Source organism: Kiloniella sp. EL199, assembly GCF_900313065.1.
In the GTDB taxonomy this organism is placed as follows: domain Bacteria; phylum Pseudomonadota; class Alphaproteobacteria; order Kiloniellales; family Kiloniellaceae; genus Kiloniella.
The window spans coordinates 5,001-20,160 of sequence record NZ_OMPU01000005.1 but is presented as its reverse complement, the minus strand read 5'-3'; the positions used below and the strand labels follow the sequence as shown (position 1 = coordinate 20,160).

General features: G+C 40.1%; 17 protein-coding genes. 9 read left to right on the top strand and 8 right to left on the bottom strand.

Features of this window, described 5'->3' with window-relative positions:
* Window positions 1-5: 5 nt before the first annotated feature.
* The 6 genes from D9A03_RS02495 to D9A03_RS02470 all read left to right on the top strand — a co-directional run bounded on the left by D9A03_RS02495 (window position 6) and on the right by D9A03_RS02470 (window position 6,162).
* Entirely contained in the window at window positions 6-692 is a 687-nt protein-coding gene (locus D9A03_RS02495) for a PIG-L deacetylase family protein (RefSeq protein WP_120495670.1), read from the top strand.
* 35 nt (window positions 693-727) lie between these two features.
* A complete protein-coding gene (locus tag D9A03_RS02490; protein WP_120495669.1) occupies window positions 728-2,413 on the top strand; it encodes an asparagine synthase C-terminal domain-containing protein in 1,686 nt (561 codons plus the stop codon).
* A gap of 21 nt (window positions 2,414-2,434) precedes the next feature.
* Complete coding sequence (locus D9A03_RS02485) at window positions 2,435-3,088, top strand: hypothetical protein (protein WP_120495668.1); 654 nt, start codon at window positions 2,435-2,437, stop codon at window positions 3,086-3,088.
* A gap of 98 nt (window positions 3,089-3,186) precedes the next feature.
* Window positions 3,187-3,888, top strand: a complete 702-nt coding sequence (locus tag D9A03_RS02480) for a methyltransferase (protein ID WP_120495667.1) — start codon at window positions 3,187-3,189, stop codon at window positions 3,886-3,888.
* A gap of 39 nt (window positions 3,889-3,927) precedes the next feature.
* On the top strand, window positions 3,928-5,052 hold the full coding sequence (locus D9A03_RS02475; protein WP_162937940.1) for a glycosyltransferase family 4 protein: 1,125 nt from the start codon (window positions 3,928-3,930) through the stop codon (window positions 5,050-5,052).
* A gap of 6 nt (window positions 5,053-5,058) precedes the next feature.
* On the top strand, window positions 5,059-6,162 hold the full coding sequence (locus D9A03_RS02470; protein WP_256386278.1) for a glycosyltransferase: 1,104 nt from the start codon (window positions 5,059-5,061) through the stop codon (window positions 6,160-6,162).
* Here D9A03_RS02470 and D9A03_RS02465 read toward each other — a convergent pair.
* From D9A03_RS02465 to tnpA, 4 genes are all read right to left on the bottom strand, one after another.
* Window positions 6,148-7,044, bottom strand: coding sequence for a hypothetical protein (locus D9A03_RS02465; protein WP_120495664.1), 897 nt, complete (start codon window positions 7,042-7,044; stop codon window positions 6,148-6,150). The genes D9A03_RS02470 and D9A03_RS02465 overlap by 15 nt on opposite strands.
* On the bottom strand, window positions 7,034-8,158 hold the full coding sequence (locus D9A03_RS02460; protein WP_120495663.1) for a glycosyltransferase: 1,125 nt from the start codon (window positions 8,156-8,158) through the stop codon (window positions 7,034-7,036). The genes D9A03_RS02465 and D9A03_RS02460 overlap by 11 nt, the downstream gene beginning before the upstream one ends.
* An 8-nt stretch (window positions 8,159-8,166) precedes the next feature.
* Window positions 8,167-8,967 (bottom strand): class I SAM-dependent methyltransferase, encoded by an 801-nt coding sequence (locus tag D9A03_RS02455; RefSeq protein ID WP_162937939.1) that lies wholly within the window; start codon window positions 8,965-8,967, stop codon window positions 8,167-8,169.
* Between the two features lie 128 nt (window positions 8,968-9,095).
* Window positions 9,096-9,467: an IS200/IS605 family transposase gene (tnpA, locus tag D9A03_RS02450; RefSeq protein ID WP_120495661.1), complete on the bottom strand. Its 372-nt coding sequence runs from the start codon at window positions 9,465-9,467 to the stop codon at window positions 9,096-9,098.
* 60 nt (window positions 9,468-9,527) lie between these two features.
* Between tnpA and D9A03_RS02445 the strand changes: the two genes are divergently transcribed.
* The 3 genes from D9A03_RS02445 to D9A03_RS02435 all read left to right on the top strand — a co-directional run bounded on the left by D9A03_RS02445 (window position 9,528) and on the right by D9A03_RS02435 (window position 13,012).
* A protein-coding gene (locus D9A03_RS02445; protein ID WP_120495660.1) for an IS5 family transposase occupies window positions 9,528-10,288 on the top strand; the annotation gives its coding sequence in 2 pieces (ribosomal slippage) (window positions 9,528-9,861 and window positions 9,861-10,288; 762 coding nt in all).
* A 176-nt stretch (window positions 10,289-10,464) separates the two neighbouring features.
* Entirely contained in the window at window positions 10,465-11,817 is a 1,353-nt protein-coding gene (locus D9A03_RS02440; protein WP_120495659.1) for a hypothetical protein, read from the top strand.
* A gap of 28 nt (window positions 11,818-11,845) precedes the next feature.
* Window positions 11,846-13,012 carry a Rid family hydrolase gene (locus tag D9A03_RS02435; RefSeq protein ID WP_120495658.1) on the top strand — a complete coding sequence of 389 codons (1,167 nt, stop codon included), beginning with the start codon at window positions 11,846-11,848 and terminating at the stop codon, window positions 13,010-13,012.
* Between the two features lie 89 nt (window positions 13,013-13,101).
* Here D9A03_RS02435 and D9A03_RS02430 read toward each other — a convergent pair whose 3' ends face one another.
* From D9A03_RS02430 to D9A03_RS02415, 4 genes are all read right to left on the bottom strand, one after another.
* Window positions 13,102-13,347: an integrase core domain-containing protein gene (locus D9A03_RS02430; RefSeq protein WP_254054964.1), complete on the bottom strand. Its 246-nt coding sequence runs from the start codon at window positions 13,345-13,347 to the stop codon at window positions 13,102-13,104.
* Entirely contained in the window at window positions 13,316-13,708 is a 393-nt protein-coding gene (locus D9A03_RS02425; RefSeq protein ID WP_120495656.1) for an IS3 family transposase, read from the bottom strand. Before D9A03_RS02425 ends, D9A03_RS02430 begins: the two co-directional genes overlap by 32 nt.
* A 20-nt stretch (window positions 13,709-13,728) precedes the next feature.
* On the bottom strand, window positions 13,729-13,977 hold the full coding sequence (locus tag D9A03_RS02420) for a transposase (RefSeq protein WP_120495655.1): 249 nt from the start codon (window positions 13,975-13,977) through the stop codon (window positions 13,729-13,731).
* 296 nt (window positions 13,978-14,273) lie between these two features.
* A protein-coding gene (locus tag D9A03_RS02415; protein WP_120495654.1) for an IS5 family transposase occupies window positions 14,274-15,034 on the bottom strand; the annotation gives its coding sequence in 2 pieces (ribosomal slippage) (window positions 14,274-14,701 and window positions 14,701-15,034; 762 coding nt in all).
* Between the last annotated feature and the right edge of the window lie 126 nt (window positions 15,035-15,160).

Genomic DNA, 15,160 nt, shown 5'->3' with positions numbered 1-15,160 from the left:
AAACCATGACCTTTACAGGAATCAAAACAGCTTGTGTCATCGTTGCGCATGCTGATGATGAAATCCTCGGTTGCGGCGGGACGATGGCGCGTTTAAGTAAACAAGGAACGGAAGTCCATGTTTGTTTTATGACTGACGGAGTTGGAGCTAGAGGCACTGTCGTCGAAAAATTGAAAAATGATCGCGAAGAAATGGCGCGAGAATCAAATAAAATCGTTGGTACTCAGTCTATAAATTTTGCTTCTTTCCCTGATAATTCAATGGACAGTGTTCCTTTGCTTTCCATTGCACAACACATTGAGAAACTTATCTCAAAACACCAGCCAGAACTAATTATTACCCACCACCAGTCCGACTTGAATATAGATCACCAGATAACTTATCGGTCTGTTATGACGGCCTGTAGGCCCCAGCCTGGCCACGCCGTTAAAACCATATTATCAATGGAAGTTCCTTCAGCAACAAACTGGTCTCAACAAAGTCCATCTACTCAATTCCAACCCAATTTTTTTGTAGATATATCGAAACAGAAAGATAAAAAATTGGCTGCTCTAAAGGCATATGATCTAGAGATGCGCCCCTTCCCCCATTCAAGATCTTACAATGCCATCGAAGCCAGAAATGTCTTGCGTGGAACCGATGTTGGCGTTCCTTTAGCTGAAGCATTTCAGCTAGTTCGCACGACCTTTTAACTTCACCATAAACCTATAGTCAGACTGCGAGAAACATGCCTAATATCATGGGCTATACATCAATTTATTTAGCAGAAAGTTTTGGCTGGTCCCATCATGATAACAACTCTAGCCAATTGTTTTTTAAAGGCCATTTACATAATACTGCCTACAAAAGCAAAAATTTTCTAGCCCAATTAATGGACCACTTTGACCAGATATCTGAGCAAAGTAATTTAGCAAAAATTATAGACCAATTAGATGGGCACTTTGCCTTAATCTATCAAAGAAAAGATCTTACTGTTGCTTCAGTAGATCGAGTACGAAGTATTCCTCTACTCTATGCAAAATCTGATGAAGATAAGTGGGTAATCTCTGATCACGCTGCCCCAATACTGAAACATCTGAAACTAGCTTCCGATGACATCAGCAAAAACGCAGCACTGGAAATTGCCGTAAGCGGATTTTGTATTGGCACTAAAACTTTATACCAGAACATCACTGGATTTTTGCCGGGTGAGTATATAACGATCTCTCCAAAAGAAGAGGTCCTACGATTTAAATATCACCAATTTTCTCCATGGAAAGGAGAGCAAAATAGAGGCGAAATCCAAGACTACAAGCACACTCTACTTTCCCAAACACTCAAAGTTCTGCAAAAAACCATTGATAGTGCTAAAGGCAGAAAAATTCTTGTACCTCTTAGCGCGGGAATGGATTCCAGAGTAATTATATCCGGCTTCAAAGAGCTGGGCTTTAGTAATCTCGAATGCTTTTCTTACGGCAGAAAAGGCAACCATGAATCATATACAGCCAAGAAAATTGCCGATAAGCTAGGGTATAATTGGCATTTTTTACCAACGACCACAGCTAATTTTCGTCAAATCCGAAACACTAAGAGTTACCAAGAATATCTGAAAAAATCTGACAGTCTTATCTCAACACCTGTCGAGCAGGATGTCGTAACTCTGCATATGATGAAAGATTGCGATTGGGCCCGAAATGGCATCGTGGTCAACGGACAAACTGGCGACTTTATTAGTGGGAACCACATCCCTAAAGCGCTACAAACGCCCTCTGACCTTGGGTCCACACAAGAAGCCAAAAACCAGCTATTTTCTTCGATTTTTTCTAAACATTTTGGATTATGGCCCAGTTTATTTGAAAAGTTGGAAAAACAGGATTTTATCAAGCAGATAAATGCAGAACTAATTGAGGCTAACGCCCCAGACTTAACCAAGGAAAATGCCTATTCTCTTTATGAATATTACGAGTTCGTAAACAGACAAGCCAAATATGTCCTTGGAAATCAAAGGGGATATGAACATTACGGTTTTGGTTGGCGCCTTCCTTTATGGGATAGTGAATTCATTGAATTCTGGGAGAGCGTCCCTCTGGAATATAAAGTAAATCAGAATCTATACAAAAATAGTATGATCGAAGCTAATTGGGGAGGCGTTTGGAACAGCTTACTTCCAGCACCAACCTGGGTCACACCTAGTTATATCAGACCTTTACGCTTTCTTGGTAAAGCATTCTGCTCTCCCTTTGGCAAACCTGCCTGGCACAGATTTGAGAACAGATTTTTCGCCCACTCAATGGACTCCCTTAGAAAATATGCAGCAGTCTCATGGTGGGATGTAGCCTCTACTTCACGTCCTCATAGGAATGCCATCTCTTGGTTAACTTCTCTATATCTGAAATCCCATAACTTGAATTGGGATGGCTCACCCAAAAATTAAGGGGCGGGGAATACTCAGTAAATGAAAACAAATTTACCGTACACAGAAATCATCGGCTTACCCGGCGTAGGTAAAAGTACCTTAATAAATTCAATTGAAAACCAAGTAGAATGTTCCGGTATTGCTGAACGCTGGCCTGAAGCGCCCCAAAAGCTGTACTTTTTCTCATCCTTAACAAGGCTTTACCTTGGGTTCTTGGTTTATTATCCATCCCTATTCCTCAAGCCTAAAAGCTTTAAAAACAGTTGGTGGATAATTTCAAAAGTCGCCTACAGATTAGCTAGTCTAAATTCCAGGCCCGCAAAAGAAAATGCTGTGTTAAGAGATTCTGGTATCCTACAACCGTTATTATCATTTCCAGCAGAATATGGCGGTACCAAGTTAGACCTTTCGCTCCTTAAAGCGCTATTACACTTAATCCCCCTTCCCGATAAAGTTGTGATTGTAACGGTAGATATAGAGACTGCGCTGGAACGTTATTTAGAGCGGCAAAAAAAAACTGACAGAAGATCTGACTATTCAGTTTCATCAGAGAGCTATGTGAAAGCCTATGAAATCCAGCAGATAATCCATGAGTATTTACTCAATAGAAATGTTCAAATCCATTCACTGAACTTGAATGTAGAAATAAGTGACCCAATCAAAACAAAACTGATCGATTTTTTGCGTATTTAGTTTAGAATCTCCCAGCTTAAAGCGTAACTAAACATTGCCTTACAACTCCCTATCAATATATACATTCGAAGAATTCTCTCTTATTGCCAAGGTTTCTTATGAAATTTAAAGATATTGCGAACTATTTTCTGTTCCATTCTAGCCTTCTTCTTTTAAGAGTTCGTCTCTGTATCCAATCCTGTCTGAAATTAACCCATGAATACCAACCAAACCCTTTCAAAGACGATCGCGCTAAAGATCTAAGGGCCTGTCATGACAGATACGAGGCTATAAAGCGTTCATTAGAAGGCCTTGAAACGCCCTCCTCTCTAGATCTGGGATGTAATCAAGGCTATTTCACCTTCCGGCTTGCAGAAAAGGGAGGTTATTGCATTGGCATTGATAATGATAGATCAGAGATCATGGCTGCAAAGGCAAAAGCTGCCATAAACCGTATCAACAACGTCGCTTTTTCAGAACTTACTCTCGATGCTGAAAGTATTGAAAATTTCCCTCAAACAGATGTGACTGTTTGCTTATCCATCTTTCACCACTGGGTAAGGTTTTATGGCCAAGAGCAGGCAGAAAAAATGCTGTTCTCCTTGGCAAAACGTACCAAAAAAGCACTTGTTTTTGACACAGGGCAACCAGAGGAAGAGTCCAAAAACTGGGCAAAGGAATTAGAATTTATGGCTCCTGACAGCCGGACATGGATTGAAGAGCATTTAAAGGGTATTGGGTTCACCGAAATAGATTACTTAGGAGAATTCCCGACCAGTGTCTCTCCAGTTCCTCGACATCTTTTTGTTGCCAAACGCTGATGTGTTGAAATGCAGTTCTAAGAGCCTATGAGTCAGAATATGGTAACCAACATAGCATTTCCATTTATTGGGGATTCTGTTGGCGGTAGTCACATTTCTACATTGACCCTCATAAGGCATTTAGACACAACAAAGTTTAAACCTTTTATCGTCGTACACGAAGAAGGACCTCTATCAGATTTTCTTGATAGGGAGGGGTATGAATACACTCTCTTACCTATTCCTCATTATGCTGGAACCACCCCGTCTCCGCTAAAAATTCTGGCCGATGCAGCTAGGTCAGCAAAACCTATCAGAAAGTACTTAAAAAGCTCAAACATAAACATAATTCATGGCAATGACATCCGGGTTAATTTGACATGGTCGTTGAGCCGTCTTTGTATGCCGAACAAGTTTATCTGGCACCAAAGAGCCCTTCCCAAATCCCACTCTCCATTTTGGCATGCTGTTCCATTTTTATCCGATAAAATTATCTCTATATCCAGAGCCGTTGAAACTTCTATAAGGCGTGGAAAAGGAACAAAAATTCAAACGATTCATAATCCGATTGAAGTTCGCACTCCTACCAAAAAGAAAAAAAATACCTCGTTAAGATCACAACTAAATATCCCTAAATCGGCCATAGTTCTTACATTTATTGGGCGGCTGGTCTCTTATAAAAAGCCAGATTTATTTATTAAGATTGTGCATTCTTTGTCTAAGAAAATTGATAGACCGATACATGGTTTTATTGTCGGCCCTGACCAAGAGCATCTTACCCCGGATTTAAAAGAACTCGCATCAAGCTTAGGTGTATCAAGTAACGTACACTTCTTTGGTTTTACTTCTGAAGTTGAAGCCCTTTTTAGAGAATCAAATTATCTGATCGCACCTTGCGCCGTAGAAGCATTTGGGCGGACCTTAATAGAAGCAATGATGATAGGGTTACCTGTTGTTGCAGCCAATGCTGGTGGTCATAAAGAAATAGTAAAAGACTCAGAGACCGGTTTACTCTGCGAGGTCGATAACATTGAAGATTTTACATCCAAAATCATCCAACTAGAAACACAAGCCACCCTTAAAGAACAAATTATCTTACAGGCCCAGAATCACACCCAAAAGTACTACGCATTAGATAGTCATATCTCACAAATATCTAATATATACAATAAATTAGCAAAATAGAATTCATTGAGAAAAGCAACTACATTAAAATTTATCGTCATTTTACCTAACCTAAAAATCGGGGGTGCACAAAGAGTGGCTGTTAATCTTATGAATAGGTTAGCAGAAGATAGTATAAAAGTTACACTCGTCGTAATTCAGGAAGATGATAATGAAATTCGGGATCTTAATGAAAATATAAAAATAATCCGGTTAAAGAAGCCGCGTTTATTATATGCACTATTGCCTCTACTTATGACGATCAAAAAGTTGGAAGGCGATTATGTCTTATCAACTTTAGGCTATGTTAACTTAGCCATTCTTTTTATGTCGCACTTTTTCTCTTCTAAAGTGATTGTACGAGAAGCTAATCTCCTCTCAGTGCTTATTGATAATTCGAAATACCCTTGGCTGAAGCGTTTCCTATACAATCTTCTATACAAACGGGCCGATAAAGTTTTTGTGACATCAAAACGAATGAAAAAAGAGTTTGAGGATCGGTTGAACACTCCAAAAGACTCTCTGACTTTGTTTTACAATCCAGTGGATGATCGTAAGATTCGCGAGTACTCATTTAAATCAAATAATTTTATTAAATCATCAAAAATTCTGGCTGTTCTCTCTGGTCGCTTTGTTGAGCAAAAAGGATTTGACCGTTTTATAGAAATCATCCCCTTAATTAAAAAGGATATATCTTTTCTCTTCATTGGCGATGGACCAGAAGAGACAAGCCTCAAATCTCGTGTTGACGAACTTTCAGAAAACAATCGGGTTCATTTCTTAAAGAATACCGACAATCCTTGGACATATTATAGGTTAGCAGATTGCTTCCTTATGCCTTCCCGCTGGGAAGGTATGCCAAATGCACTTTTAGAAGCTCTTTGCTGCGGGACTCCCTGCATTGCGACAAAGGAATCTGGCGGTGTCCAGGATATTAAAGATCTACTCGAAGATCAAAACCAACTCCAAATCGCCTCTTTTGGCGACGATTTCATAACTAAAGTTAATGCAATTCAGCCAAAGGAAAAAAACCTAGCCCAGTTAAACAGTATTCCAAAGGAATTCACCTTGGAATACGCCTATTCCCATTTTTTAAAGTCCTTAAAACACCCAAATTCAAGATGGATATGAAAAGTGTTTCAAGGCTAACTTTTGCAAGTTACTGGGTCTTTCGGGTAAAGAGATTTCTCGTAGTACTTTACTGTTATCATCAAAATTATGATAACTAGCATAGGTGAAAATAAGCGCAATTCTATCTCCGCCTGTACACCTACTTCCATAATGAAGACACTTTGTAGTATCAGCAGCAAAAACACTGCCACGAGCCCCCGTAAGAACTTCAAGCTTATCCTCAGAAATCACCTGATAAACATCATTATCGGGTATCGTATTCCCTAAGTAGCCCGTCTGCTTAACAAACTTCTTTGACTCTTCTTGGGGAATCACGCAGAGAGGGCCGTTTTCCTTCTCCACGGTGCTGAGATAAACGTAAATTCTTACACAAGATGTATCCAAAGAATCTAAATGAAACCCAGGGCTCCCTGCATACCTTTCTTGTTTTTTACCCCACCATAATCCAGCATTAGAAAAGCTTGCTGCAGTCCCCAAATACTTTCCAACAATCTTTAAAAGTTCATCACTAAGGGCAAAGTTGCGGGTATTTTCATGTGCTAATAACTCTTTTGCCTCAGCCAAGTGTCTACGATATTTACCCGTGGAGTTCTTCTTTTTATTAATTTCTTTTTCAGTCCAGCCTGACCAATAATCAACAAGCTCTTCCCAGTAGGGTAGTTTCTCACCCTTTAAGGCAGTCACGCCGCAATCAGGAATAGTTTGACTGGGAGAAGAAGCTTTTAAGGCTTTTTTTCTATCAAAATACTGTTTGTATGTTCTGGAAATTAAAGTGCCCTTTTTAATGGCCAAACGATAATCTAAAGGTAGAAACTTCTTTATGCCCTTTTGGTTACTGGCATAAAGAGCCTGGCCCACAATATTTTCATAATTAGTTACCATTACTATCGCCTAAAGCTGAATTATAAACGTTCAAGTATTGGTCTGTAATATGACTTATTGAATAACAGTTGACAATTCTATCTCGCCCCAAAGTTACCCTTCTTGAAAGTCCGTCTTTCCCTTCAGCTAAAAGATCCTCAATAGTCGAGCTCAACATTTCCGCTTTTTGAGGCTCAACTATTTCGCCGATTCCTTGTACTAACTCTGCAGCATCGCCAACATCAGTTGTCACACAAGGAACACCAACAGCCATAGCTTCTCCCAAAACGTTAGGAAAGCCCTCACCATAGGCAGAACTCAAAACAAAAATATCCATGCCTTGTAACAAGGCTGCCACGTCTCTTCTGGCGCCTAAGCATATTACAATATCTTTAAGCTCCTCAGGGATTAAAAGCTTATCAGTGCCTTTTCCAACTAAAAGAAATTTAACCGATTTTTCTTTTTTAGCGAGTAATACAGATGCTTTTAAAAAAGTATCGTAATCTTTCTGAGGATCCGTCCTAGCGATAATACCAACTACGGCATTTTCTCCAACACCCAGTTCTTTCCTGACTTGTTGTCTCAAACTAGCGTCGGGAGAAAATTCATCAACATCAAAGCCATTCGGAATGTAAATCCATTCCTTCGGTTGATATCCAAGCTTCTCATGTTCTTTTTGACCGACTTTACTATTGACGATTATGGCTTTAGGTATATGTGAAAAATAGGACAGAATCATCACAAGTAACCATGTTAATTTTGAGTATTTTGAAAAATCTATATTAGAACAACGTACGTTCCAGATAATACTCTTCACACCAAAGAAAATACTAAATATCGAACCAATAAAATCTGCATGATACAACCAAGTCATAACCATAACTGGTTTATATTTCTGAAAAATTTTATATAGTTTCCAAAGTGCAGCGACCCGATTTCCTTTATCAAGATTTAATGAAAAAACTTCCACACCATTTTTAACAAGCTCTTCTCCATAGATCCCCAAGCCTTTCAACGAGATAACAACCTGTTTTTGATTGCTTAATTCGGCGACGCCATTTACAGCAACTCTCGTCAACATTCTTTCAGCGCCACCCTCATCTAAACTCGTTATCACATGAAATATTGCTGTCATTATATGAATTACTTTTTGATAAGTTTCTGGGTTACGTTATTTCCCATCCACATCCCTAGAAATTTACCCTCGAACTCGAATATTATCACATCAGAAATTTTTCTTTCCCGAACATAATCAAAGAAAAAATCATTATTTTGAATGTCATCCATTATAATTACAGAATCTTGAGTGAATTTCTCATCGAGAGAGGACATCGCAAATTTTCTCCCATTATAACTTTTATCTGAATCATAATGGAATATATCAATCCTATTTATCTGAGATGAAATTGAGGGCAAATTCTGCCTATCCCCTTTGATATATAATTTCCAATTTTTTTTCAGCTTTTCAGGAACAATAATACCTATGTATTGTTCAGGATTTTTCAACCGAAAATAAGGAAAATCGGAACTGTATAACATCCCAGACTTGTTGGCCTCTAATGCCTCCAAAGAAGCGTAGGATGAATACCCAGAAGCAACACCGGTTTCTACGACGACAGCAGGCTTGAGATATCGGATTAAGAAATAAAGAAGATCATAAGCCCCCCCACCTCCGAGATCATAATAGATTTTTTCCAGGGTCTTTTTGCCGTTAACTCTTATTTCTTCAACTTTTTGTTGGGTTTCTTCTGCTAAAACTGGGTCAATTCCATCAATAAAGCTAGAAATACTTTGAGCTTCCTTTTCTAAGTACACCTCATTTTCTTTACTAATTTTATCTGTATTAGAATAGAGCACGCGATTTTTAATTTTTGAAATGATCTCAAAAAAATCACCCTTAAATAACATCCGGGTAAGTGTGTTTTTCACCTGATAAGACAGCATACTCATTTCCTAATTGAATTCCTATAATTCTTATTCTCACTTATAGACATCCAACCAGATTGTATCAACAATCCTAAATCATTATATTCTCAGTATCTACATTTGCAAAAACCAGATAATACTAACCGCTACTGACAGATGTCGGTAGGTTTGCGTGAGGAGCGTAACTCCAGATACAGTAATATGATCTCATCGGTTACATTTCCGCTTGTTGTAGAGAAATACCCCTCGCCCAGAAACGTCGTCCCCAGTATCGTTTTCCAAGCTCGGGATAATTCCATCTGAATTTCACGAGATGAGCGCCCTTTGATTCGTTGCATAACATTTGACAGAAACAGATGTGGAGGGATCGACAAAAACATATGGACATGATCCGTGGAAAGAACGCCTTTAACAATACAGACACCCATTTCCTCACAGCTTTGGCGAATAATGTCCCTTAAACGCTCACGCATCTCACCTAGCAGAACCCTGAAACGATATTTAGGCTCAGGACCTATTAATTTTTAGGGATACCCATATAGTTTAATTTGTGATTCACTTCCTTTTGGAGGTGTTCTATGAGTGATCTTTTTTGGCTTACCGAAAGGCAACTTTCTCGAATAGAGTGTTGTTTTCCCCAATCCCATGGCGTCCCGCGTGTTGATGATCGGAGAGTTGTTTCTGGGATCATTCACGTCATCCGCAACGGGCTACGTTGGCGTGACGCTCCTCTGGATTATGGTCCGCACAAGACGCTTTACAATCGTTTCGTCCGGTGGAGCCGTCTGGGTGTCTTTGACCGCATTTTCAGTACCTTGTCGAGTGAGACAGGAGAGCCGGATACGCTCATGATTGATGCGACACACCTCAGAGCTCACCGCACCGCAGCCAGTCTGCTAAAAAAGGGGATGTTCCCCGGCGTATTGGCCGGACAAAGGGAGGCCTGAACTCAAAACTCCACGCTGTCACAGATGGTCAGGGCAGGCCCRTTATCCTGTGCCTGAGTGAAGGACAACTTAGCGATCACATTGGTGCAAAACTTCTCTATCCCTTGCTCCCTAAAGCAAAACGACTGATCGGGGACAAGGGCTATGACAGTGATGAGTTCCGCGAAGCTCTCAAGGCAAAGAAAATAACGCCCTGTATTCCCCCGCGCTCAAACCGAAAGACCAAGCATCACTATTCAAAGAAGATTTATAAACAAAGACATAAAGTCGAAAACATGTTTGCCAAACTCAAAGACTGGAGAAGAATTGCAACACGGTATGACAGGTGCGCCCACACTTTCTTCTCCGCTATTTGCATGGCTGCCGCCGTTATCTTTTATCTTAAAGAATGAGTCCTGAGCCTAAATACTTTATCTTAAGCTGCTTGCTGTATTTGTGCTCCCGAAATCAAGCTATGAAAATTAACCTTGCAAAAAATCTCAGATATCTCTGGAAGAATTGATCGAAATCATATTTGTTAAAAATTCAGTTTATTAGTGTAAATTCCTTTGGTTGGGAATTTAGATTTATGGAAGCAATAAAAGAAACTATTAATTTATCAATAATCGCAGGCTTACCCAATTTAGATTTAGTTTTCTCAGCTTGCCGTTCTAATCGCGAAGGGTATCTTTTTGATGTTGTGAACTGTAGGGAAAGAGAGATTAGTCGGTGGTCATTCCCTATAATAAAAGTTGATGGTGCACTTAAAGAAATATGCGAGGTCATTTACCCCGATGGCCTTCCTTATAATTACGATAATCCTGAATTGTATTATATCGATCACTATATGACGCCACATGTGGTGCAATACTGTGATCGAGAAAAGTTGTTTGTTTCTTTTGGTGTTGCTGAAAATGGTTTTTGTAATGCTGTTATAGATACAAAAACAAACAAGGTTAACTTGATTAGTGCTACTGGAGGTATGAAGCTACACAGCAGTACTGGTGATTTCGATAGTAGGCATAATCATTGGTATTACTGTGCATGGCCTACAACAAATACTTCTAGGGACAAACAACGAGATACTCCTAATTCGATTGAGATTTGGTCCGTTGAGATCGAAACTTTAAAGCAAGAATGTGTTATTCGAATTGAAGATGTTGAAGGTTGGGATGACGGTAAAGAGTATGCTTTACCTCGAAAGGTCCATCAGTTGACAATATCTCCTGACGATCGATATGCAATCATGTCGCCTTTTGAATACGAACAAGAAATACCCTTCCCCGATGTGCCGTATGAATTGGATCCTCAGGGTTATGAGCGTTCATATCGTGCGGGGATAAAAAAAGAAACGGTGATAATCGTTGACCTGGAAAAGAAGAGTTATTGGCAACATTTGATTCCAACGCCTGTTCCTGCTCATCTTGAATTTGACCCGGTTGAGAGTGATGTTTTTTATGCCTCAGCTCATAATATTTCTATCTCTAGCGCAGGTACGAAATTGGAAGGACCTGCACAAATTTACAAATTTAAAATTCAAGATAACGCTACAAAAATACTAGGATCTTATAGTTCACAATTTTTGTATCGAATTACCCAACACTCCGTATTTTGTTTTAAGGATCTAACCTTAATCGCGATCACTTCGGTGCCAAATAAATTGGTGTTTGTTAACGCAGATACCATGGAGTTATGGCGATTTGTTGAGTTATTTGAGGCACCGGAAATTGTGCTTTCTGCAAACGGTGAACTTAGTCCTGATTATATGATGACATGTTATTCGGTAAACCCGACTTTGGATGGTCGGTATATCGTACTCGAAAACGCGACTGAATTTATTGTCTATGACGTTGAAGAGGATGAGCTTTTGGAGACGAGCCTAGAACGCAATATACCGCAGGGAATGTCAGGGCGCGGTCACACAAGAACTCTAGGGCAGTAACATAAAGATAAAAGTTAGGTATACTATTATGAAAGTAGAATTGGCCCATTATGACGGGGAATATATCGTCCATATACTTGGAAAACCATCTGAAGATTTTAAAGAAACCTTAGATCAGGTTTTTAAAGTTTATCAAGAGTTTTTGGATAGTGAAAACCTGCAAGTAGATGATGAAGTTAGAGTTCGCCTATATTTGAGCGATCTAGCAAATCAATATGGCGAATTATGTGAGTTTATAGCGGAGAATAAATTTGAAGATCGTAATATCATAACAATTGGTCAAGCGCCGACTTCCCTGTCCAAAGTATCATTTGAAGCATATTTAATACGCAATACAGCAAACACTGATTTATCGGTTAAGGGAAGAGTATCCGATAACGTTTTCAAGTTTAGTAATGGTGAATATGAAACCCTGTTTATTAGGAATAAATCGAACCCTAATTTAGAACGAGATGAACAAGCAAAGGACTTGTTAAATTGTTTAAGCAGGGATGTAGATTTTAACCAGGGTGATGTTCAGAAAGATTTACATCGTACATGGATATATATCCGGGATATTGATATGAACTATCAAGTTCTCGCTGACGAAAGAAAAAAGTATTTCGATACAATAAATATGACCCCTGAGACACATTATGTTGCGAGTACAGGTATCGAGGCGCTTAATGAAAAGGCCAACTGTTTGTATTATATGGATAGTGTTGTAGTTAAAGGATTAGTCCAGGGACAGGTCAAATATCTTAGCTCTCCTAAAAATATATGCCCGACATATGCCTACTGTAGCGATCGATCTTATGGAAAAGTAGGGCAAAATGTGACATTTGAACGTGGAACTCAGATATCTTATGGGGATCGTAATCATTATTATATATCTGGGACGGCGAGCATAGACCGAGATGGAAATATCTTATATCTGCGAGACGTTTTGCGTCAGGCTCAGCGTGCTTTAGATAATGTGGCTGCATTATTGGATGACGGGGAGGCTACGTTAGAAGATGCCTTGCAATTTATTGTATACTTACGTGATATATCAGATCACGAGAAAGTACTTAGCTTTTTACGTTCAAAAATAACTAAAGATATCCCAATTGTCATGGTTAAAGGGAATGTATGCAATGCTTCTTGGCTCGTTGAAATCGAGTGTTATGCCGTGCGTCATTCTGTTGATAGAGACTTTTCTTCATATGTAAATTAGTTGTTGATGATTGAATCCGGCTATTATAGCAAAAATTAAGGACTTAAGGAGGTGTTGTGTTTTTCTCAATGATGTGTAGTGCCCCCATTTTAGCAAGCCCGTTTTAAGATAGTTTTGGTGTGCAGTTTTTGGTTAAACTCACTCTCAAATTTTTCAGGCGGCATGTAGCCGAGCGTTGAGTGCAAATAGCTGCTGTTATAGTGCTCAATCCATTTGTTTAAAGCTTCAAAAAATACGGTTGGGCTTGTCCATTCATTGATCCAGACAAGCTCTTCTTTCAGGGTCCGCATAAAACGTTCGGTATCAGCATTGCCCTTTGGATTGCAGGCCAGCATGATGACCAACAATCTTCTTGGTATGCCAGTCGATAACAATCGTAACATAAACCCAACCATAACCTTCGATCATAACCTTGGTCATATCAATGCCCCACCACTGGTTTGGACGATCTGGTTTTGGCTTTTTGGTATTTGCCCGGCGAATAGCCTTAAGCTTCATGTCTTTTGTCACCAAAAGATTGTGCTCCTTCATCAAGCGGTGCACACGGTTCTTGCTAAGATTGATATTATCCACATACCTCAAGTGTGCCCATGTCCTGCGATAACCCCAGAAAGGATGGTCTGATTTAATCTCCCCTATACGTCTGACAAGAGGCGCATTTTTAACAGCGACTGCTGCATAAGAACCCCGCTTCATAACCACGGCTCGCTTTTTTTTTATTCAAGCGTTAGTTCTCCAACCAGTCCCTTGAGTTTCTGGTTCTCAATTTCAAGCCGAGCCTGCTTCTTGCCAACCTTCTCACTATCAAATGCCCTCGAAGCATTCGACAAAAGCTGGTCTCGCCACTGATAATATTGTGCCTGACTGATGCCATGCTCAGTACAAATATCGCTGACGGATTGTCCCTGCAAGCCTGACAATACAATCAGGCTCTTCATCTCACTCGTCCATTTACGTCTTTTCATACATCGGTCTCCCGGTATCAAACTGCAAAAAGACTATCTTACTTTAAGCTAATTTTAAATCGGGGGCAGGATAGATGGATATCTTTTTTAATTTCCAAATTTTAGGTTTAAATCCACCGACTTTTAGTCGGTCAGCTTTAGCTTGAATTTTTGTCTGTCTTAGATGAAGCCTTCTCCTGAATTGGCTTATCCGTAGGGTGAGCCAATTCAGGAGAAGGCTTCATGTCTTATTGTACAGGTAGTTCATACCTCTTTTATCACCGCTATCATGTCGTATGGGTAACTAGGCTCAGGACTCATTCTTTAAGATAAAAGATAACGGCGGCAGCCATGCAAATAGCGGAGAAGAAAGTGTGGGCGCACCTGTCATACCGTGTTGCAATTCTTCTCCAGTCTTTGAGTTTGGCAAACATGTTTTCGACTTTATGTCTTTGTTTATAAATCTTCTTTGAATAGTGATGCTTGGTCTTTCGGTTTGAGCGCGGGGGAATACAGGGCGTTATTTTCTTTGCCTTGAGAGCTTCGCGGAACTCATCACTGTCATAGCCCTTGTCCCCGATCAGTCGTTTTGCTTTAGGGAGCAAGGGATAGAGAAGTTTTGCACCAATGTGATCGCTAAGTTGTCCTTCACTCAGGCACAGGATAAYGGGCCTGCCCTGACCATCTGTGACAGCGTGGAGTTTTGAGTTCAGGCCTCCCTTTGTCCGGCCAATACGCCGGGGAACATCCCCTTTTTTAGCAGACTGGCTGCGGTGCGGTGAGCTCTGAGGTGTGTCGCATCAATCATGAGCGTATCCGGCTCTCCTGTCTCACTCGACAAGGCACTGAAAATGCGGTCAAAGACACCCAGACGGCTCCACCGGACGAAACGATTATAAAGCGTCTTGTGCGGACCATAATCCAGAGGAGCGTCACGCCAACGTAGCCCGTTGCGGATGACGTGAATGATCCCAGAAACAACTCTCCGATCATCAACACGCGGGACGCCATGGGATTGGGGAAAACAACACTCTATTCGAGAAAGCTGCCTTTCGGTAAGCCAAAAAAGATCACTCATAAAACACCTCCAAAAGGAAGTGAATCACAAATTAAACTATATGAGAATCCCTAAAAATTAATAGGTCCTGAGCCTAGTTCATTTGCAGTTATCAGTAAACCATTCTGAGTTTCTCAGTTGATAAGC